Origin of the sequence: Pseudoalteromonas sp. 68 DY56-GL68 (genome assembly GCF_041414825.1) — a bacterium.
Classification (GTDB): Bacteria; Pseudomonadota; Gammaproteobacteria; order Enterobacterales; family Alteromonadaceae; genus Pseudoalteromonas.
In genome coordinates, this window is record NZ_JAOCZL010000019.1 from 1 (window position 1) to 17,026 (window position 17,026).

The 17,026-nt window shown below is 41.7% G+C and carries 21 protein-coding genes and 1 tRNA gene (1 of these 22 cut by a window edge); 11 read left to right on the forward strand and 11 right to left on the reverse strand.

Annotation, left to right across the window (positions count from 1 at the left end):
• Positions 1-217 precede the first annotated feature (217 nt).
• From NYF15_RS11390 to NYF15_RS11425, 8 genes are all read left to right on the forward strand, one after another.
• A complete protein-coding gene (locus tag NYF15_RS11390; RefSeq protein ID WP_371353624.1) occupies positions 218-1,150 on the forward strand; it encodes a CHAD domain-containing protein in 933 nt (310 codons plus the stop codon).
• 30 nt (positions 1,151-1,180) lie between these two features.
• Positions 1,181-2,080: a DUF350 domain-containing protein gene (locus NYF15_RS11395; RefSeq protein WP_062566277.1), complete on the forward strand. Its 900-nt coding sequence runs from the start codon at positions 1,181-1,183 to the stop codon at positions 2,078-2,080.
• A gap of 73 nt (positions 2,081-2,153) precedes the next feature.
• Positions 2,154-3,806 (forward strand): polyamine aminopropyltransferase, encoded by a 1,653-nt coding sequence (locus NYF15_RS11400; RefSeq protein ID WP_371353668.1) that lies wholly within the window; start codon positions 2,154-2,156, stop codon positions 3,804-3,806.
• A gap of 79 nt (positions 3,807-3,885) precedes the next feature.
• Entirely contained in the window at positions 3,886-4,299 is a 414-nt protein-coding gene (locus tag NYF15_RS11405) for a YjfI family protein (protein ID WP_062569423.1), read from the forward strand.
• A gap of 24 nt (positions 4,300-4,323) precedes the next feature.
• Positions 4,324-5,016 (forward strand): PspA/IM30 family protein, encoded by a 693-nt coding sequence (locus NYF15_RS11410; protein WP_371353625.1) that lies wholly within the window; start codon positions 4,324-4,326, stop codon positions 5,014-5,016.
• 71 nt (positions 5,017-5,087) lie between these two features.
• Positions 5,088-5,726: a hypothetical protein gene (locus tag NYF15_RS11415; RefSeq protein WP_130150236.1), complete on the forward strand. Its 639-nt coding sequence runs from the start codon at positions 5,088-5,090 to the stop codon at positions 5,724-5,726.
• Positions 5,723-6,040 carry a hypothetical protein gene (locus tag NYF15_RS11420; RefSeq protein WP_062569426.1) on the forward strand — a complete coding sequence of 106 codons (318 nt, stop codon included), beginning with the start codon at positions 5,723-5,725 and terminating at the stop codon, positions 6,038-6,040. The genes NYF15_RS11415 and NYF15_RS11420 overlap by 4 nt, the downstream gene beginning before the upstream one ends.
• A 65-nt stretch (positions 6,041-6,105) precedes the next feature.
• On the forward strand, positions 6,106-6,291 hold the full coding sequence (locus tag NYF15_RS11425; protein WP_062569427.1) for a hypothetical protein: 186 nt from the start codon (positions 6,106-6,108) through the stop codon (positions 6,289-6,291).
• Here the strand turns inward: NYF15_RS11425 and NYF15_RS11430 are convergent.
• The 5 genes from NYF15_RS11430 to NYF15_RS11450 form a co-directional block, all read right to left on the reverse strand.
• Positions 6,284-6,682, reverse strand: a complete 399-nt coding sequence (locus tag NYF15_RS11430; RefSeq protein WP_371353626.1) for a hypothetical protein — start codon at positions 6,680-6,682, stop codon at positions 6,284-6,286. The two genes, NYF15_RS11425 and NYF15_RS11430, sit on opposite strands and share 8 nt — an antisense overlap.
• A 13-nt stretch (positions 6,683-6,695) precedes the next feature.
• Positions 6,696-7,184 (reverse strand): hypothetical protein, encoded by a 489-nt coding sequence (locus NYF15_RS11435; protein ID WP_371353627.1) that lies wholly within the window; start codon positions 7,182-7,184, stop codon positions 6,696-6,698.
• Between the two features lie 149 nt (positions 7,185-7,333).
• Positions 7,334-8,710, reverse strand: coding sequence for a class II fumarate hydratase (locus tag NYF15_RS11440; RefSeq protein WP_237120384.1), 1,377 nt, complete (start codon positions 8,708-8,710; stop codon positions 7,334-7,336).
• Positions 8,707-9,084 carry a hypothetical protein gene (locus NYF15_RS11445; RefSeq protein ID WP_371353628.1) on the reverse strand — a complete coding sequence of 126 codons (378 nt, stop codon included), beginning with the start codon at positions 9,082-9,084 and terminating at the stop codon, positions 8,707-8,709. Before NYF15_RS11445 ends, NYF15_RS11440 begins: the two co-directional genes overlap by 4 nt.
• A 105-nt stretch (positions 9,085-9,189) precedes the next feature.
• A complete protein-coding gene (locus NYF15_RS11450; protein WP_054554610.1) occupies positions 9,190-9,384 on the reverse strand; it encodes a hypothetical protein in 195 nt (64 codons plus the stop codon).
• A gap of 183 nt (positions 9,385-9,567) precedes the next feature.
• Between NYF15_RS11450 and NYF15_RS11455 the strand changes: the two genes are divergently transcribed.
• A complete protein-coding gene (locus NYF15_RS11455) occupies positions 9,568-10,158 on the forward strand; it encodes a DUF938 domain-containing protein (RefSeq protein WP_341803621.1) in 591 nt (196 codons plus the stop codon).
• Here the strand turns inward: NYF15_RS11455 and NYF15_RS11460 are convergent.
• The 3 genes from NYF15_RS11460 to NYF15_RS11470 all read right to left on the reverse strand — a co-directional run bounded on the left by NYF15_RS11460 (position 10,135) and on the right by NYF15_RS11470 (position 13,168).
• Positions 10,135-11,274, reverse strand: coding sequence for a GNAT family N-acetyltransferase (locus NYF15_RS11460; RefSeq protein ID WP_371353629.1), 1,140 nt, complete (start codon positions 11,272-11,274; stop codon positions 10,135-10,137). The two genes, NYF15_RS11455 and NYF15_RS11460, sit on opposite strands and share 24 nt — an antisense overlap.
• The gene (locus NYF15_RS11465; protein WP_371353630.1) at positions 11,271-12,638 is read right to left on the reverse strand and encodes an alpha/beta hydrolase; all 1,368 of its coding nucleotides are present in this window, start codon (positions 12,636-12,638) and stop codon (positions 11,271-11,273) included. The genes NYF15_RS11460 and NYF15_RS11465 overlap by 4 nt, the downstream gene beginning before the upstream one ends.
• 68 nt (positions 12,639-12,706) lie before the next feature.
• Positions 12,707-13,168: an Lrp/AsnC family transcriptional regulator gene (locus tag NYF15_RS11470; protein ID WP_062569435.1), complete on the reverse strand. Its 462-nt coding sequence runs from the start codon at positions 13,166-13,168 to the stop codon at positions 12,707-12,709.
• A gap of 113 nt (positions 13,169-13,281) precedes the next feature.
• Between NYF15_RS11470 and NYF15_RS11475 the strand changes: the two genes are divergently transcribed.
• Together NYF15_RS11475 and NYF15_RS11480 are read left to right on the forward strand one after the other, a co-directional pair.
• Positions 13,282-14,451: a monodechloroaminopyrrolnitrin synthase PrnB family protein gene (locus NYF15_RS11475; protein ID WP_371353631.1), complete on the forward strand. Its 1,170-nt coding sequence runs from the start codon at positions 13,282-13,284 to the stop codon at positions 14,449-14,451.
• Positions 14,451-15,569 carry an aminotransferase class V-fold PLP-dependent enzyme gene (locus NYF15_RS11480; protein WP_371353632.1) on the forward strand — a complete coding sequence of 373 codons (1,119 nt, stop codon included), beginning with the start codon at positions 14,451-14,453 and terminating at the stop codon, positions 15,567-15,569. The genes NYF15_RS11475 and NYF15_RS11480 overlap by 1 nt, the downstream gene beginning before the upstream one ends.
• Here NYF15_RS11480 and NYF15_RS11485 read toward each other — a convergent pair.
• The 3 genes from NYF15_RS11485 to NYF15_RS11495 form a co-directional block, all read right to left on the reverse strand.
• A complete protein-coding gene (locus NYF15_RS11485; RefSeq protein ID WP_371353633.1) occupies positions 15,541-16,305 on the reverse strand; it encodes an MBL fold metallo-hydrolase in 765 nt (254 codons plus the stop codon). The genes NYF15_RS11480 and NYF15_RS11485 overlap by 29 nt on opposite strands.
• A gap of 68 nt (positions 16,306-16,373) precedes the next feature.
• On the reverse strand, positions 16,374-16,865 hold the full coding sequence (locus NYF15_RS11490; RefSeq protein WP_371353634.1) for a DUF4124 domain-containing protein: 492 nt from the start codon (positions 16,863-16,865) through the stop codon (positions 16,374-16,376).
• A 110-nt stretch (positions 16,866-16,975) separates the two neighbouring features.
• Positions 16,976-17,026 (reverse strand) — tRNA-Ser (locus NYF15_RS11495) (it continues 108 nt past the right edge of the window).

Below are 17,026 nucleotides of genomic sequence, written 5' to 3' on the forward strand. Positions count from 1 at the left end.
CGTCGCGCTCTATTCGCGAACAGACAGCCCGTGACGCGGGATAAACCGCTGCTACTCACTATCAAAATGCCAAAGCGTAGGCGTGATTGTATATTTGATTTTCACTCACTCCACAACCTTCCACTATATTTACTCTTTGTTGCAATTTTAATCTTGGTTTAGTACCTGAGCTATGTAAAACTATTTGGGATTTTTAAACCTCAATCAGGTGACATGAATGTCTCAAATTAAAGCTTGGAAACTTATAAGCCTGTTTTGTTTGATAAGCTTGCTTATGGGCTGTCAGTCTAAAGAAGAGCAGCTAAAACAAACAATTCAACAATCTATAGAAAAAGCTGAAGTCGAGTTGAACCAGCTAGGTACAGCGCTTGATAATGGCTCACTTCGCAATGCGACGATACTAAAACAATACGGAAAGGTTTTAGCTGAGCAGCAACCGCAACTTTCTGAGATCGCCCGTGTTATTAGCCTTGATGCGACTCGTGAAGGGGCTATCTATTCTGGCCTTACTCAGCGTTTAGCTGACGCTAAATCAACATACTTAATTCCACCCTATGAAGATACGCTTCATCAACTTGATTTAATACGTGATGCTGCAAAACCGTCATTATTTCAAGATGCACTCACAGATCCCATCAATATGCTTGCAGATATGTCGAATGGCACGCTTGCACGTGTTGGCGCAATTAGTGGAGCAGCTGAAGGCGAAAGTGTTGGTAACCAGTTAGTTGGTAACCCTAACTATGGGCAGTGGCAAACGAATAGCACCGGCACCAGCTTTTGGGTTTGGTACGGGATGTATCGTATGTTGGGCGATGTATTCGACCGAGTTGAATATGGTCGTTGGAGCCGTCATAGAAAGTACAGCTATTACAATGACTATGGCCGTTATCGTTATTCAAGCCCAAAACAGATTAAAGCACAGCAAACGGTAGAGACGCGTACTCGTCAGTCTTATCAACGCCAAGGTAAACAATTCACTAGTCCGTATGCAACTAAGCGCAGTGGCGCATCTGGATTAAGCCGTAGCAGCTATACGCCGCCACGCACACGTAGTAGCTATGCTTCTAGCAGTAGTTACAGTAAAAGCTCTGGGTCATTACGTAACAGCTCGAGCAGAACATCACGTGGCATTAGCCGCGGTAAGTAGTGAAAAGAATAACCACCGGAGTTACAACATATGTATGAATTTAATGGAATAACAACTTGGTCGTTGCAAGCTTTAGCAATCGACTTTGCAATCATTATCGCTTTATTTGTCAGCTTAAAATTTATTAAAGGCTGGGTATCTAACTTACACGCCAATGATGAAATTACTGAACGTGATAACTTTGCATTTGGTATTAGCTTTGCGGCAGGACTAGTGGCACTGGCTATTGTTCTAAGTGGCGTGAGCAGTGGCTCATTTGCACCGACCTTGCAACAAGAAGCATTACAAATGCTTGGTTATGGTGTGATGGCGATTGTACTTATTAAGCTAGGTCATTTCTTCCAAGACAAAGTCGCGCTACGTAAAGTGAGCCTGCACGACGAAATCGTAAAAGGAAATGCTACTGCTGCACTCATTGATTTTGGCCATGTAGTGAGTGTGGCTATCGTTATTCGCTCAGCTTTATTTTGGGTGGCGACCGAAGGCTGGCATGGTATTCCAATTGTGATCGCAGCCTTTGCGATTGGCAGCATCGCGATGCTTCTGATCAGCCAATATCGAGTACAGTTATTTAAACGTACTAACCGCAGTGGTGATTGCCTACAACAAGCGGTTATTGACGGCAACTTAGCGGTGGGTATTCGTTACGCTGGCTTTTTAGTGGGTAGTGCATTGGCATTAACTGCTGCATCAGGTATTGCTCCTTATGCGGCTGACAACATTGTAGCTAGTTTAGGTTACTGGGCATTGAGTGCTGCAGTGAGTTTAGTTGCTTTCATTTTACTACACTTAGTGACTATCAAAATCATCCTATCTGGTTGTGATATTTCAGATGAAGTGAACCGCCAGAAGAACGTGGGTGTAGCAGCTATCTCTGCAGCAATCTCATTTGCGATTGGCTCGACTATGGCAACCTTGTTAGGTGCATAATTAAGTGTCTACTACAACAAGCGCCCCAAGTAGAGCCAATCTACTTGGGCATGATTTCCTATTAATAACTGTTATGGCCGTACTCGCTGGGTGCGGCCTAATTTATGAATACCTTCTCTCTCATTACGCAGGTCGTGTCTTAGGCTCGGTTGAGAGTGCTATTTATGCGATGATCGGCACCATGATTGTGGCAATGGGGATAGGTGCATTTTTAGCACGCTGGTTTAAAGATGCATTTACTGCTTTTGCTTGGTTAGAGAGTCTTATTGCTTTGGTCGGCATGGGCTGTATTTTAGCGATTGCCAGTGTTATCGCCGTTAGTTATTCATTACCGCATATCTTCTCCGAGATTTTTAACCTACCAGCCGACACAGTACTCAATGGTTATGTGTTCGAGAAGCTACAAGAGTGGTCTCGTTTTTTACCCTATGTGTTTGGTCTATTACTCGGGCTATTGATCGGTATGGAGATCCCGCTGATTGCGCGTATTCGCCAGCAAGTGTATGGTCGCTTTTTAGAAAATAATGCGGGCACTATTTACGGGGCGGATTATATCGGTGCCGGTGTCGGTGCTGCTATTTGGGTGAGCATTATGCTGGCGATGCCTATTATGCAAGCAGCAGCTTGGACGGCGTTGTTTAATATTATTGCTGGTCTGGTATTTTTATGGCGCTATCATCAACATGTTCGTTTTGCTAAGCTATTGCTGGTTTGCCATGTGCTGTTGTTGGTGTTTTTTGCGTTTGTACTTGTACTTGGTACTAGCTGGATGAAAAACCTCAGTAATGTTTTATACAAAGATAAAGTCATTTACTCGCAAGCAACTAAGTATCAGCACTTGGTGTTAACTGAGCGTTTGAGTCGCAATCAGCCCAATGCAATTACTGATCTTTACCTCAATGGTCGTTTACAGTTCTCAAGTGTGGATGAGCAAATTTATCATTCAATGCTTGTCTATCCTGCTATGTTGGCCTCAAATCGTCACGACCGCGTGTTGATCATCGGTGGCGGTGACGGGCTTGCATTACGTGATGTTTTGAAGTGGCCAGTAAAGCATGTCACCTTGGTTGACCTAGATGGTCAACTGTTAAACTTATTTGGTAATGATGTGGGCGACTATGATGCACCAGAAAAGATCAGAACACGTTTAGCAACCCTTAATAATCACTCTATGAGTGATCCTCGCGCTGAAATACGTACTGCTGATGCCTTTTTAGAAGTTGAAGCTATGCTGGCAAAGGGCGAGCGTTTTGACACTATTTTAATTGATTTACCAGACCCTAATCACCCTGATCTCAACAAGATGTACAGTGACTATTTTTATAATCATGTGCGTCAGTTGCTCGCGCCTGACGGGGCTGTGGCCGTGCAATCAACATCGCCTTATCATGCGAAGAAAGCCTTTTTGAGTATCGCTAAAACAATGAAAGCTGCGGGCTTTGGTTATGTTGAGCAATATCAACAAAATATTCCTTCATTTGGTCAGTGGGGTTGGACAATCGCGACGACTGCTGGTAAATCAGCAAGCCAACGAATTCGTGAAACTAATGAATTACCCGTGCCATCTCGTTGGGTAAGCAAAGAATATTTATTAGCTTCTTTTGTATTTCCGAATCATTTTTTTGAACAAATAAATACGATTGAAGTCAATAGATTAGGCTCTGGAACCTTGTACGATTATTACCGCCAAGCATGGCAAGTTGAAACCGAATTGTACAAAAATTGATATTTTACAGTTGACATAATATGTCGACTATGCAAATCTTAACTCAAGACATAATATGTCAAAACGAAAAAGGTGAGACATGGAATTAAATGAACTTTCAATCAAATTAGCGTCTTTTGAAACCGAAGGTGTGAGCTTTGAGTCTTTCTTGATTGCCAATCCAGGTGAGCAAGATGTGTTACAAGTTATCGTCGATGGGAATGATGAGTTACCTATCTTTGTTACTCAAACAGAAGAGCAATTACTGTGTATTAGCTACCTGTTTGCCGAAAACGAAGTACAAGCAGATATGCGTAATGAGTTAAACGAAACGTTACTACGTTTAAATGTACCAATTCCATTAAGCGCATTTGCAAAAATTGATGATAAATACGCTATTTTTGGCGCACTATCGGTTAATTCATCGTTTGATGATATTACCCATGAGTTGGTAACACTGGCAGACAATGCGATTGATGCACTTGAAGCCGTGACCATTTATTTAAACGATTAATTAGCAATTTCTGGAGTTAAGATTATGAGTATTTTAAAGAAACTATTTACAGCTGTACGTGGTGGCGCTCGTGAAGCAGGACAAGCAATTGTTGATGCAAACGGTATCCGTATTTTTGAACAAGAAATTGCTGATGCACAAAATGCCTTGCAGCGTGCTAAGAAAAGCCTGACTGAAGTGATGGCAAAAGAGATGCAAACAAAGCGTAAAATTAGCGCATTAGATGCATCAATTGCAGAGCACGAAGCGTATGCAGGCCAAGCACTTGAAAAAGGCAATGAAGCACTTGCATTAGAAATCGCAGAAAAAATCGGTGATTTTGAAGCAGAGAAAGCTGAAAATGAAGACGTGTTAGCTGGTTTTAGTAACCACATTGTGCAACTAAAGCAACAAGTTAAAGATGCAGAAAAGTCGATTAAAGAAAATCAGCGCCAATTAACAATGGTTAAAACGACAGAGAGTGTGCAGCAAGCTACAATGGCTGTTAACAGCACGCTAAATACGAATAGCTCATCAATGACATCTGCGCGTGAGTCTCTAGAGCGTATTAAGCAGCGTCAACAAGACCGTCAAGACCAGTTAGGTGCGGCTAAGCAATTAGAAGCGGATACTAACGGCGATGATTTAAAAGCGAAAATGGCTGAAGCGGGCATTGGTGATACCAATCCGAAAAGCGCAGATATTTTGGCGCGTATTAAAGCAAAACAAAATAGCTAATTAGTTAGTGGAAAGGCAAAAGGTAACCCACGCACTGGGTTACCTTTTTTGCTTCAACAAGGAGTCAGCCAATGTTTAACTTTTTCAAATCTAAAAAAGCACCGGAACGTCAACTCACTGAGCCTAGCCAATTGCAAGTTGGTGATATGTTAAGCGTCATAGATTCATTTGCTTATCCGAGCTGGCTAAAGGGGCAAACATTACGTGTTGTTGATGTACAAACGTATCAGTATCAACGTAGTGCGGAGTATGAGTTGGTACTCGAGAGTGAATCTGGGCAAGTGGTGTTTTTGCAAATTGAGTCTGATGACGGTGAACAGTGGGCAAACTTTGCGATCAAAATTCAACGTGATGATGTTGATGAGATTTTTACCCTTGATGAGTTCGCTCGTATTTTTGATGAAGACGAATTAACGGCAATTAACGTGCAGAATAGCCCAGAGCGTTTTAGTCACTTTTTAGCATCGAGCTACAAACAAACAGAAGCACCTTATGTGTGTTATTTCCACAACAAAGATTACCGTAATAAGCCTTTACCTCGTTATGAAGACGAAGGCGGGGAGCCGTGCGAAATGATCTGTTTAAGCTCTGATGATGAATCACATGGTTTAAATATTGAGGTTTGGGAAGGGGGTGAAACAGAAGTATCACTGACGTTAACCAGACCAATAAGTGATATTGTTGATTTATTTCCTGGGGATGCCAAGTGAGTGATGCAAAAGCCAAGTGGCAGCGTCAGGAGCAAGCAGTTAGAGCAACGCAAATGGCGTTTGATTTAAGCTCTGAAGTGCAAAAATCAATTAAGAAGCAAGCCATTGACCAAGAGCTTACCCCCTCAGATATGATCCGTAAGATTTTGGAACTCGACGTTAAGTCGAAAAAAACCAGACAGCGTTTATCGTTTAACTTAAATGATGAAGAAATTGCCTTATTGGCTGAGCGGTTTGGAGTTGCTGCAGATGATAAGCGCGCAGTGAAACAACAAGTTGCTGAGCTACTGATTGCACACAGTAAAAAAAGCTAAGGTTTTGCCTTTACTTCTTTAAGCCCTTACACTGAGAAAAGATGTTTTAACGAAGTGGCATAACTGTGGATATTATTTTACTTGCTTATTTAGTTATTTTTGCATTATTTGGCACCGCGGCAAGTTACTTTGTACGTTACATTTATGCTTACTGGGTGCATAACACGATGCACATAAAATACATTTATAAGGCCGGTATTTGCATCATCAGTGTGGTGATAATATCCGGCCTTATTGCATTATTTACTTAATCTCGATTGCTTGGCACTGCTGTGAAATACACAGCGACTGTACAGGCAGTACAGGCGAGCAATCATTCACAGTTAAGGACTGTTCTGCGTTTTTTTCTGCCATTGTAATTCGCTCGGCAAGTTGCTCAGCCTGTTCTTGCGCTGTGTTTAAGGTTGAATAAACAACGTAGCGGCTTGGCCCTCCACATGCTCGTTCTCCAACTTCTAATACCTTACACTGGAAAGTTGCTGTGCAGCTATTGTTGCTCGCTAATTCGTTCAATTGTTCATTTAAATCGCTTAAATCAACCTTACTAGAATTGCTTGATGTTGTTGTTTCACAACCTGTTAATGCTATTACCGCAAATATACCAGTAGTGATGAAAAGTTTTTTTAACGTCGAACGAACCATTATTGCTTATTCCTTAGTACACACTTTGCGCAGAGCCATCGATTTTAACACAAGTGTTATTAGAACACTGCGTACTGGGTGTGGTTAAATGCTGACAAATACTCATCATGTCGTTCACTGCATTAAATTGTTTTTCGAGGGCTGTGATGTCTTTTGCAAGTTTTTCAACCTCAGTTGTGTTAGCTGTTTTAGTTGAATAAACAATAAAGTTACTTGGGCCACCACAAGCGCGACTACCTACAGGGAGCACTTTACATTGGCTGCTGTTATCACAGCTAGGGTCATCAATAAGTTGGTTTAGTTGTTCATGTGTAGACTTAATCGTGGCTTGGTCTGGCGCAATTTTGTTAACATCAACAGCTGATTTTTTTACTTCAACGGTTTTTTGAGGATCAATAACTTTATTGCGATTGCTTGTAGTTTCGGCTTGCTCATTAATGACTGCATCTGAGCAGGCAGTGAGTAAAACAGGAAATAAAATAGCCAATAGAGGATAGCGCATAACATACCTAAAAATCGTTGAATAAGTACTCACTATCATACACATTGCTCAAAGTGGGGCAATAAAAACGTTAGCTTTCAGTGAGTAGCTCTGTATTCACAGAACTACAGTAAGATGAAAGTTTTATACCACTCCACAATAAGTAGGTATTACAAACCACCTTGGGTTAGTTTGGCAGGGTTAAGTAACTCGCTCAGTTCTTCGCGCGAAATATCAGTATGCTCTGCAGCAACATCAATAATTGGACGGCCTTCTTGGTAAGCTAATTTGGCAATTTTTGCTGCTTTGCTATAGCCGATCACCGGATTGAGCGCGGTAACCAGAATAGGGTTTTTCGCGAGCGCTTTATCAACGTTGCTTTGGTTTACTTTAAAGCTAGCAATCGCTTTGTCCGCAAGAGCTTCACTGCTATTGGCAAGCAGTTCGATACTTTGCAGAATATTTAAGGCAATCACAGGTAGCATCACATTGAGCTCAAAGTTACCCGCTTGGCCAGCTACGGTTATGGTGGCATCATTACCAATTACTTGTGCGCTGACCATAGCCGCAGCTTCTGGGATCACAGGGTTTACTTTACCAGGCATAATTGAAGAACCTGGCTGTAAGGCTTCAAGCTCAATTTCACCAAGACCTGCAAGTGGACCTGAGTTCATCCAGCGTAAGTCATTGGCTATTTTCATTTGTGCTACTGCCAAAACTTTGAGTTGACCTGAAAGCGCAACAATGGCGTCTTGTGACCCTATGTTATAAAAAAAGTTTTTGCTAGGGCTAAAGCGAATTCCTACATTCTCACTTAAATGCTGACAAAATTCACTGGCAAATGCTGGGTCGGCATTAATGCCGGTACCAACGGCTGTACCACCTTGCGCAAGTTCACAAACTCGTTCGAGTGTTTGGCGAATGCCAGTCATTGCATGATCCACTTGTAACTGCCATGCAGCGAGTGTTTGTGCAAAACTCACAGGCATAGCGTCCATTAAGTGAGTACGGCCGGTCTTAACTATATGGCCCACTTCGGCTTGTTTATTTTGTAGACTTTGACTGAGCCTATCGAGTTTAGGAAACAGTTCATAAATGATGTTAATGGCGCTGCTTACTGCAATAGCCGTAGGGATCACATCATTTGAGCTTTGTCCCATATTCACATCATCGTTGGGGTGAATAGTCTCGCCTGCTAATTCACTGGCTAGTGTGGCAATCACTTCATTAGCATTCATATTTGAGCTTGTGCCAGAACCTGTTTGGAATACATCAACAGGAAACTCTGAAAAATGTTTACCGTCGATAATCGCTTGGCATGCTTGCTCAATGGCTTTGGCTTTACCTTGGCTTAAATGGCCTAATGCTGCGTTACTTTGTGCAGCGGCTTGCTTAATGTACGCGAGGGCGGTGATAAATTGCTTAGGCATGGCTAAGCCACTAATTTTAAAGTTGTTGATAGCGCGTTGCGTTTGAGCTTGATACAAAGCATTGGCAGGGACTTGTAACTCACCCATGCTATCAGATTCGGTTCTAAATTGGCTCATAAACACTCCTTAATCGGGTTAAATTCTTGGCTGAGAAGGCACGCTTCTCGCTCCAAACTGAAATACTTTTCAATACAGTTATGAGTTTTGTAGTAACGCTTTAGTGCAAGTTGCGGCTTGTAAAGCTGAGCTAAACATTGTTTACGAATTGCATTATGTATTAATGAATCACACATTTTTTCAAGTAGCTCATGAAAGGTACGTCTTAAATAAAGCTCTTGTAAAATAAAATTGTGGTGCTTTTCGTAATAGCGTGCAACGTTTAAGCCTGCTTCAACATAGTTAGCAACAAGTGCTGGGGCGTGTAACCCAGGTCTTTGGCAAACACATTTCATTTGCCATTGATAATGGAGCATAGCATTGTGAGTGTGCATAGAAAACCGATTAACTGTAATGATAATTGTTATCATTACAGTTAATCGGTTTTAGTGCAAGTTTTATGTAGAGTTATAAAGCTTGAAGTGACTAACTGTTTTGGTTTAATTGTAACCAAGAATAAAAATCTGGTCTGTTTCATGTTTTTTCGGCGCCTGTACATTTTCTTTATTACATTGAGAAAGAAGATCAATTACAGTTGCTCTGTCATCACAACTTGTTAAGGCGGCTTTTTCGCTTTCTGCTCGCTCACTGGCGGCAAGTGCTGCATCTACAGCGGTGTAGGGTGAAATATACATAATGTATCTCCAGTTGGTTAATTCATAGAATAAATAGCATAAGCTGTACCAGTCTTTATAAAAGTCCTTAACCCAATGAAAATATTGAATTTATAATTTTAAGCTATAAATTACCCGCGACTTTACGGGTTATTTTTGCTTTACTGTTGTGCACTGATTACCAAACATGGTGCACTAATTTGTATGGATAAACCCTTCTCTCAAGCCTGTGAAAACAACAAATTACCTATTTTAAACGTATTAGAAGCGTTCTTTTGTGATGTGACGGATGTATTAGAGGTCGGCTCAGGTACTGGGCAACATAGTGTGCATTTTGCAACGCATTTAGCACATTTACAGTGGCATTGTAGTGATCGCGAGGTTAATCACCCTGGGATTTTACAGTGGCATCAAGAAGCTGCACTAACGAATTTGCATGCGCCATTAACACTCGATCTCAATGATCCTTGGCCGATTGAAACTGTGAATGCTATTTTTACGGCGAATACAATGCACATAATCAGCTGGCCACTGGTAGAGCGTTTTTTCCAAGGTGTAGCAAAGCATTTAGCGCCTAAAGGTAAATTATGTATTTATGGACCATTTAAGTACCAAGGTAAGTATACCAGTGCCAGTAATGCAGAATTCGATGCTTTTTTAAAACAGCAAGATGCCAATAGTGCAATTCGTGATTTTGAAGCGATTTGCCAACTTGCAGAGCAAGCTGGCTTATCCTTTGTTGAAGATGTGCAAATGCCAGCGAATAACCAATTATTGCTGTTTAAAAGGCAGTAAGCTTTCGCATTGTGCTTTATAGAGCGTCATATGCTGGCGTTCTCTAATAATATAGTCACTAATAGCCGTTGCAAACTCACCGTGCTGAATATGATGCAGTGAATAAGTATTTACGGGCTTAAAGCCACGGCTTATTTTATGCTCACCTTGCGCGCCAGAGTGAAACTGTTTAAGTTTGTTGGCAATACAGTACTTAATGCCTTGGTAATAGCAAAGCTCAAAGTGCAAACTATCGAGCTCATAATTTGTTCCCCAGTAACGACCATATAAACAGTTCTGATCTTTAAAACTGAGCGTGGCGGCAATCACCTCGCCTTGATACTTAGCGAACATTAACACCAGTTTTTCGGTCATGCTTTGCTGTAATAACTCAAAAAAGGCGGTATTCAAGTAACCATTGTGGCCAGAGCGTTTTAAGTAAGTTTGTCGGTAAAAGTGACTAAATTGCTGCATGTGTTGTTTGCAGATGTCAGCACCTTCAAGCCATTCTATGGTTATTTGCTGCTCACTAATTTTACCACGTTCTTTTTTAATTGATTTACGCTTTCTTGCGGTGAGTGAAGCTAAAAAGTCATCAAAGCAATGATAGCCTTCGTTAAACCACTGAAACTGCACGCCCAGACGTTGCATTACGGTGTCGCTAGTTAACGCATTGGCTTGCTGTTGATGGCAAAAGTTTATATGCCACCCTGACCAGCCTAATTGCGTTGTTGTTGCTTTGAGTACATTATTAATATAGGCATAGACATCAGCGGGATTATCGTGATTTATACTAACCCTTTGTCCTGCAATTGGGGTAAATGGCACGCCACACAGCCATTTAGGATAGTAATCTAGGCCATGTTGTTGATAGGCTTCAGCCCAAGCCCAGTCAAATACATATTCACCATAAGAGTGATGTTTTAGATACCCAGGTAGTAAGGCAATGACCTGTTCTTTCTGGTAAATTGCCAAATGCATGGGTTGCCAGCCAGACTCTTCACTAACACAACCACTTTGCTCTAGGGCAGCTAGAAATGCGTGATCCGTAAAGGGTGTATCATCAAAAAATGACTGCCAAAGAGCGGCATCAATCTCGCTTATTTGATTAAACCAGCGGTGGCTAAATTCACTCATCGCGCAGCCGATTCAATATCGTTGATAAAGTCGTTGATATGCATAGCGAGCTTATCGAAATAGGGATTAAAAGTAAGCCGTGCAAAGGGTTTATGTTTTGCTAAATTGGCCTCTGTGCGCTCTCCGAAAACAATATTTTCCTGAAACTTACAGGCTTTATACAAGGTGTCATCATCTAAATAGCTGCCACAATTACGATAATAGGCGTGCTGACCGTAATAAGGATTACTAGGTTTATTAACGATGCCTATGTGTGACATTCCTTGTATTTTTTTACAGGTATCGTTGTCGCAATCATCACGAATAATTTTGTAATCAGTCGGAAAATTAGTTGGGATATTGCTATCGTCGCCATAATAAATAAGACGATCTAATTTATTCTTTATGCGCTTTTTAGGATCATGTAAAGCGGCCAGAAGTTTAAAAGTAACTTGGTTATCAATAGTGGTATCAATATCACTAAAGGTAGTGAATAACGCGATATTTGGTAATTGACGCGGTGCAAGTTCATCAATATTGATACGACTCATGGCTTGATGACTTGCTGTTGCAGCACTAAAGGGGAATGACTCATATTTTGCGAAGTCGAGATCAGCATCTTTATCAATCCAGTTGACAAAAGGTATAGCGTCAATCCACTTGGCTAGCCAACCATTTTTATTATGGGGTTCTGTGGCTGGAGAAAATAGCATCGCTGCTAAAATTTTTTCATTGGTAGGGCCTTGCGTTAAATAATCAATCACCAGTGCTGCCCCTGTTGAGTAACCTCCTAATATGACTTGATCAAAGTCTTTCAATGTACGCTCTATAGCGTAGATGCTGGCTGTTCGCCAGTCATCGGCATCTATGTCTCTAAGTGCTGCAGGCGCAGTACCGTGACCTGGCAAGAGGATAGTGCGTACCGTATAACCTTGTTGGTAATAGACCTGTGCAAGGTCATGGTAGGTAAAGGGGGAATCGGTTAAACCATGAATCAATAGTACCGCCTTACGGCTATTGCCATGCTTTAGCTCAAACGGGCTTATTAAGTCGGCAATAGTGGCATTTTCGGGTCGCGAGCCTTGCGCAACCAGTTGTTGATAGGTGTCGGTATAAACAGGGCATGGTAAGTTTGCGCGTGGGTTTTCGCTGCTAATTTGTAAATAAGCTGCGGTTAAGTAGTCACTAAATGCCTGCTCGGTATTAAAGCTAAAAGTACTTTGTGTTCGAGGTAGCGGTTCTCTAAATAGCCCTTCGCGCTTACTTTTCATCATCAGTGCTTGGTCTTTAAGCTGAGTAAGGCAGGTTTGTTGCTGTGCCATTAATGGGCTACTAAATAGTCCACTGATGGTCAAAGAGATAGCAACTAAGGTGATGAATTTCATATTTTAAGCGTCCTTTTAAAGCCTGTTTTTAGCTTATCGAGTTATGTTTTATTTGCAAGCAAGCTGCGTCAAGCGAGCGGTAAATGGCGCTTGGTAAATGCTTGTTTTAATACCACCGTCGACTCGATATTAGCGATGCAGTTAATACTGCCTAATTTATGTTTCACAAAGCTTTCATAGCTTTCTAAATCAGCAGCAATAATCTTGAGTAGATAATCATAACTACCTGAAATAACAGAACACTCAAGCACATGTTCAAGCTTCTCAACTTGTTGTTCAAATTGCTCAGCAGCGGCAACTGAGTTTTGGTTTAAGCGAACAAAGGCGTACACAGAGACATTTAAATCAACCGCTTTAGGATTGATGGCAGCATGGTAACCACTGATCACATTTGCTGATTCGAGCTTTTTAATGCGGCGTAGGCAAGGGGTATCTGACAGGCTAACCGAGTGTGCCAGCTCTGAGACAGAAGTTCTCGCATTATCTTGTAGCGCATTAAGTAATTGTTGGTCTTTTTTGTCTAATTTCATTTTTATTTGAGTGATTTTCACTAATCTAGATGGATTCTAGTCTATATTTTGGCGATTAGCACTCATTGAACTCTGTTAACATTATCGCAATATAATTATTTTGGAGTGAGCCTGTGACTGAGAACACCAAGGCATTTGATAGCTGGCTTCGCACCCGTTTTGTTGAGATCAACAGCGAATTAGAAAAACTATATTGGCAGCAAGACGATAAAGCGAATGTAGAGGGTGTCGGTGAGCACCTTAAGCGCCAATTAGAGCAAGAGGGTAATGAGCATATTCGTGCTTTATTGGCTGAGGGCAATACCGATGAAGGCTTTGATAACGCCTTTGACTTGTTAGGTAATGTTGGTTTGTATATGGCGGCATGCCGTCGACATGAGATAACAGAGCCTTCTCGTGAAACAAGTTCACCGCTTGTTGAAGCCTCTGCCCTGGCAATGCACATTGGTGCATCAATTGGTGTTACCCCGCGTTTTGCTACGGCGCATTTAACCACCCACAATAAAGCGGTTGATGGTGTGTATAAGCGCTTTACTGACCTTGAAGATGAGAAAATCTTTATCGATTACAATACCAAGGGTATTTTAGCGTATAAGCGTGCGGCGGATGCTTTATTAAAAATTCAGCCGTTAGGAATATCGCACCCTATCACGGCAGATTTACTTGCAGTGGCAAAACAAGCGCTGCTTGATGTGATTGAGTCGAATAATGCGCTATACAACAAGCTCGATACAGACCGCTTTTTCTATTGTGTAAGGCCGTATTACAAGCCGTATCGAGTAGGTAAAGAGATATATCGTGGCGCGAATGCTGGTGATTTTGCGGGCATTAATGTCATTGATTTATTGCTTGGGCTTTGTTTTGCCAATGAACCGAGTTACTCGCAAATGCTGGTGGATAAATTCTTGTATATGATGCCAGAAGATCAGCAGATTTTGCGCGAAAGCATGCGTATGACAAGTATTATGGATGACTTTTTAGCAGCAGAAGCTGAGCGCGATAGCGAATGGTTACAAACTAACTTAAAGCTGTTCATTCAAGTGTGCAAGTTGCACGGTGATACTGCGATTGGCCACCATAATCAATTGGTCAGTAAATACATTGCGCAACCGTCACAGCAAATGCAGCAACAACATATGGATAAAGTCACAGCCAGTGGGCCGCCTTTGCATGTGTTACTAAACTCACTAGAGCAGTTGCGTGATCGCCGTGCGGCAGCAAAGCGGGATGATATTCGCACCCGTTTCGATGACTTAACTAAGTTAAAACAGTGGATTAAGTAATGAACAAAAACGATTTTGTAATTCCACAAGGCAGCTATTTGCTTAACCACTCTGTGGGGCGACCCTTAAAATCTGCTGAGCAGCATTTTCATCAGCAATTTTTTGCCGCTTGGCAAAATGAAAATAAAGAACCATGGCAACAGTGGCTGCAAGGTGTCGAGGCATTTACGAGTAGTCTCGCTAAATTATTTAACTCGCAAAGTGAGCTATTTTGCCCACAGGTTAACTTATCGAGTGGTTTAACCAAGCTTTTGATGTCGCACCCGCGACTTCAGCAAGAAAATTGCAAAGTGTTGATGGCCGAAAGTGACTTTCCAAGTATGGGTTTTGCAATGCAAAAAGCCCTACCTGAAAGTGCTGAAATTGTGTTTATTGGTAAACATGAAGATTTAACCGATGTGCAGGTTTGGCTGTCATATTTAGCGAATAATAATATTGATTTAGTCTTCATTAGCCATGTTTATTCAAACACGGGTCAGCAAGCGCCTATTCATGAAATTATAAGTATTGCAAAGCAACACAACACATTGAGCTTACTTGATGTTGCGCAGTCTGCGGGCATTTTAGAGGTAGACTTAACTAAGCTTGATGCCGATTTTATGTTGGGCTCGAGTGTAAAATGGCTATGTGGTGGGCCTGGTGCTGCTTATTTGTGGGTTAACAGCAAGCAGCTATCGCTTTGTCAGCCACAAGATGTTGGTTGGTTTTCTCATCAAAATCCGTTTGAATTTGATATTAAGCACTTTGCTTATCATCAAACCGCGTTGCGCTTTTGGGGGGGGACACCTTCAGTTGCACCTTATATTCTAGCTTCGCATAGTATTAATTACTTTGCTGCTCTTGGTATTGAGAAAGTACGCGCTCATAACTTAGCAATGCTCGCGCAGTTTCATGATCAATTAGCTGATTATATGCGTTCACCAATACAGGCTGACAAATGCTCTGGAACGGCCATTATGCATTTTGGCGAGCAACAGGCGGCTGTTAAAGCTGCGCTTGAGGCTGCGAACATTGCGGTTGATGAACGTCACTTAGGTTTAAGAGTCTCTGCTCATATTTACAATGATCAGCAGGATATAGATGCCTTTATTACGACTGTGAAAAGCGTTTTAAATTAAGTGCTTGTCGAGCCTTTGCTTTGACTGAACGCCAGTGGGTCATTGGTTTTTCGGGGACCAGTGCTAAAACTTGCTCAAAGTCGATGTCTTCGATACTGACTTCGTTACTGTGGGCAAACATAATTCGTTTGGGTTGCAGCGTTTTAAGCATGAGCAAAGAGTTTAAATACAGCTTTGGGTAAAAAACAGGAAAGGGTGGCACGAGCTGCCCTTTTACTTTTACCAATAAATCAGCAATGTAAATTCGCTCACTGGGAATATGGTACAGGCTAATATCTCGGTCGGTATGACCTGGACTATGTAGTGCTTGCCAATCCTCAAAGCCCGGTAGGGTTGCATCTGCCCCAAGGTAATAATCAGCATCTAGATGGCGGCTGTACCAAAGGTTGTGACGCTTTTTATTTAACCTACCAGCGACCCACCAAGCAAGCGCGATATCGGTTAAGTGCATTAAGAAACCATCAATGCCTCTATACCATCGTCCTGGGGCGTTTGACGTGGCTATTTTAGCACCACTTAACTTTCTTAATGCGTGTGCTCCACCGGCATGATCTGGGTGCATATGGGTCACCGCAACAAGCTTTAAGTCAGTGACAGGGCGCTTTAGTTGCTCGGTAATATAGTCAAATACAGTATTCACATCAGCACGGCAACAGCCATCAAGCAGCATCAATTTATCTGGATACTCAATTAAATAGATATTCTGAATATAACCTTCGAGCGTGTGAATTTGCAAAACGATTGATCCCTAAACTTAATCAGCAAATCAGTTATATCATGTCTGACCAGTTTTGGTAAGCTAAGCTAATTGGACTGGCTGTTTTGATCTTTAAGCTGCTTTTTGCTTTCTTCTAGCTGTGCTACTTGCTTTTCTAGGGTGGCGATTTGGCTTTTATAGTAAGCGTTAATACGTTCGCTTTGTTTGCTAATAGCATCGTCAATGGACGCTGCCCCCAATCTGTTGGCGGCATCTTGCGTCATATTTTTGAGTTTATCGATGCGCTCACTTTGTTGTTTTTGTAGTTCTTTGAGCTCTAATTGGAGGCGGTCTATTTCGCGATCGACTTTTTGGATTTTTAAATAATCCTCAACACTTAAGTCTGCTGGTTTTTGCGGCTGCTCTGTGGCTGGGATTTGATTACTTGCTGGTGGCGGTGTAATTTTCACGATTGCTGCATCTTTACCACAAGGCTGCTCGGTAAAGGTGGCAACTCCGTCAATCATGCACTTATAAATAGTGGCTTGACTGTTGGCGCTGGCAAATAGAGCAAGAGTAACAAATACAAAACGAAACATAGCATCACTTTGTGTAGCAAATAGATACTTAGCATGCATGAAATATAATGAGGTGTGCAAGTTTTTCGAGCATAAAAAAAACCGCTAAAAAGCGGTTTTTAATAATAAAATGGTGGAGAAGGAGGGATTCGAACCCTCGATAGAGCTACAAACCCTATACT

What these genes read in the sequence shown, in the direction of transcription:
- NYF15_RS11410 (WP_371353625.1), top strand. Translation starts at nt 4,324, where the DNA reads ATGAGTATTTTAAAGAAACTATTTACAGCTGTACGTGGTGGCGCTCGT.
- NYF15_RS11415 (WP_130150236.1), top strand. Translation starts at nt 5,088, where the DNA reads ATGTTTAACTTTTTCAAATCTAAAAAAGCACCGGAACGTCAACTCACT.
- NYF15_RS11440 (WP_237120384.1), bottom strand. Translation starts at nt 8,710, where the DNA reads ATGAGCCAATTTAGAACCGAATCTGATAGCATGGGTGAGTTACAAGTC.
- NYF15_RS11450 (WP_054554610.1), bottom strand. Translation starts at nt 9,384, where the DNA reads ATGTATATTTCACCCTACACCGCTGTAGATGCAGCACTTGCCGCCAGT.
- NYF15_RS11455 (WP_341803621.1), top strand. Translation starts at nt 9,568, where the DNA reads ATGGATAAACCCTTCTCTCAAGCCTGTGAAAACAACAAATTACCTATT.
- NYF15_RS11405 (WP_062569423.1), top strand. Translation starts at nt 3,886, where the DNA reads ATGGAATTAAATGAACTTTCAATCAAATTAGCGTCTTTTGAAACCGAA.
- NYF15_RS11470 (WP_062569435.1), bottom strand. Translation starts at nt 13,168, where the DNA reads ATGAAATTAGACAAAAAAGACCAACAATTACTTAATGCGCTACAAGAT.
- NYF15_RS11390 (WP_371353624.1), top strand. Translation starts at nt 218, where the DNA reads ATGTCTCAAATTAAAGCTTGGAAACTTATAAGCCTGTTTTGTTTGATA.
- NYF15_RS11400 (WP_371353668.1), top strand. Translation starts at nt 2,154, where the DNA reads ATGGCCGTACTCGCTGGGTGCGGCCTAATTTATGAATACCTTCTCTCT.
- NYF15_RS11435 (WP_371353627.1), bottom strand. Translation starts at nt 7,184, where the DNA reads ATGCGCTATCCTCTATTGGCTATTTTATTTCCTGTTTTACTCACTGCC.
- NYF15_RS11465 (WP_371353630.1), bottom strand. Translation starts at nt 12,638, where the DNA reads ATGAAATTCATCACCTTAGTTGCTATCTCTTTGACCATCAGTGGACTA.
- NYF15_RS11490 (WP_371353634.1), bottom strand. Translation starts at nt 16,865, where the DNA reads ATGTTTCGTTTTGTATTTGTTACTCTTGCTCTATTTGCCAGCGCCAAC.
- NYF15_RS11395 (WP_062566277.1), top strand. Translation starts at nt 1,181, where the DNA reads ATGTATGAATTTAATGGAATAACAACTTGGTCGTTGCAAGCTTTAGCA.
- NYF15_RS11445 (WP_371353628.1), bottom strand. Translation starts at nt 9,084, where the DNA reads ATGCACACTCACAATGCTATGCTCCATTATCAATGGCAAATGAAATGT.
- NYF15_RS11430 (WP_371353626.1), bottom strand. Translation starts at nt 6,682, where the DNA reads ATGGTTCGTTCGACGTTAAAAAAACTTTTCATCACTACTGGTATATTT.
- NYF15_RS11480 (WP_371353632.1), top strand. Translation starts at nt 14,451, where the DNA reads ATGAACAAAAACGATTTTGTAATTCCACAAGGCAGCTATTTGCTTAAC.
- NYF15_RS11460 (WP_371353629.1), bottom strand. Translation starts at nt 11,274, where the DNA reads ATGAGTGAATTTAGCCACCGCTGGTTTAATCAAATAAGCGAGATTGAT.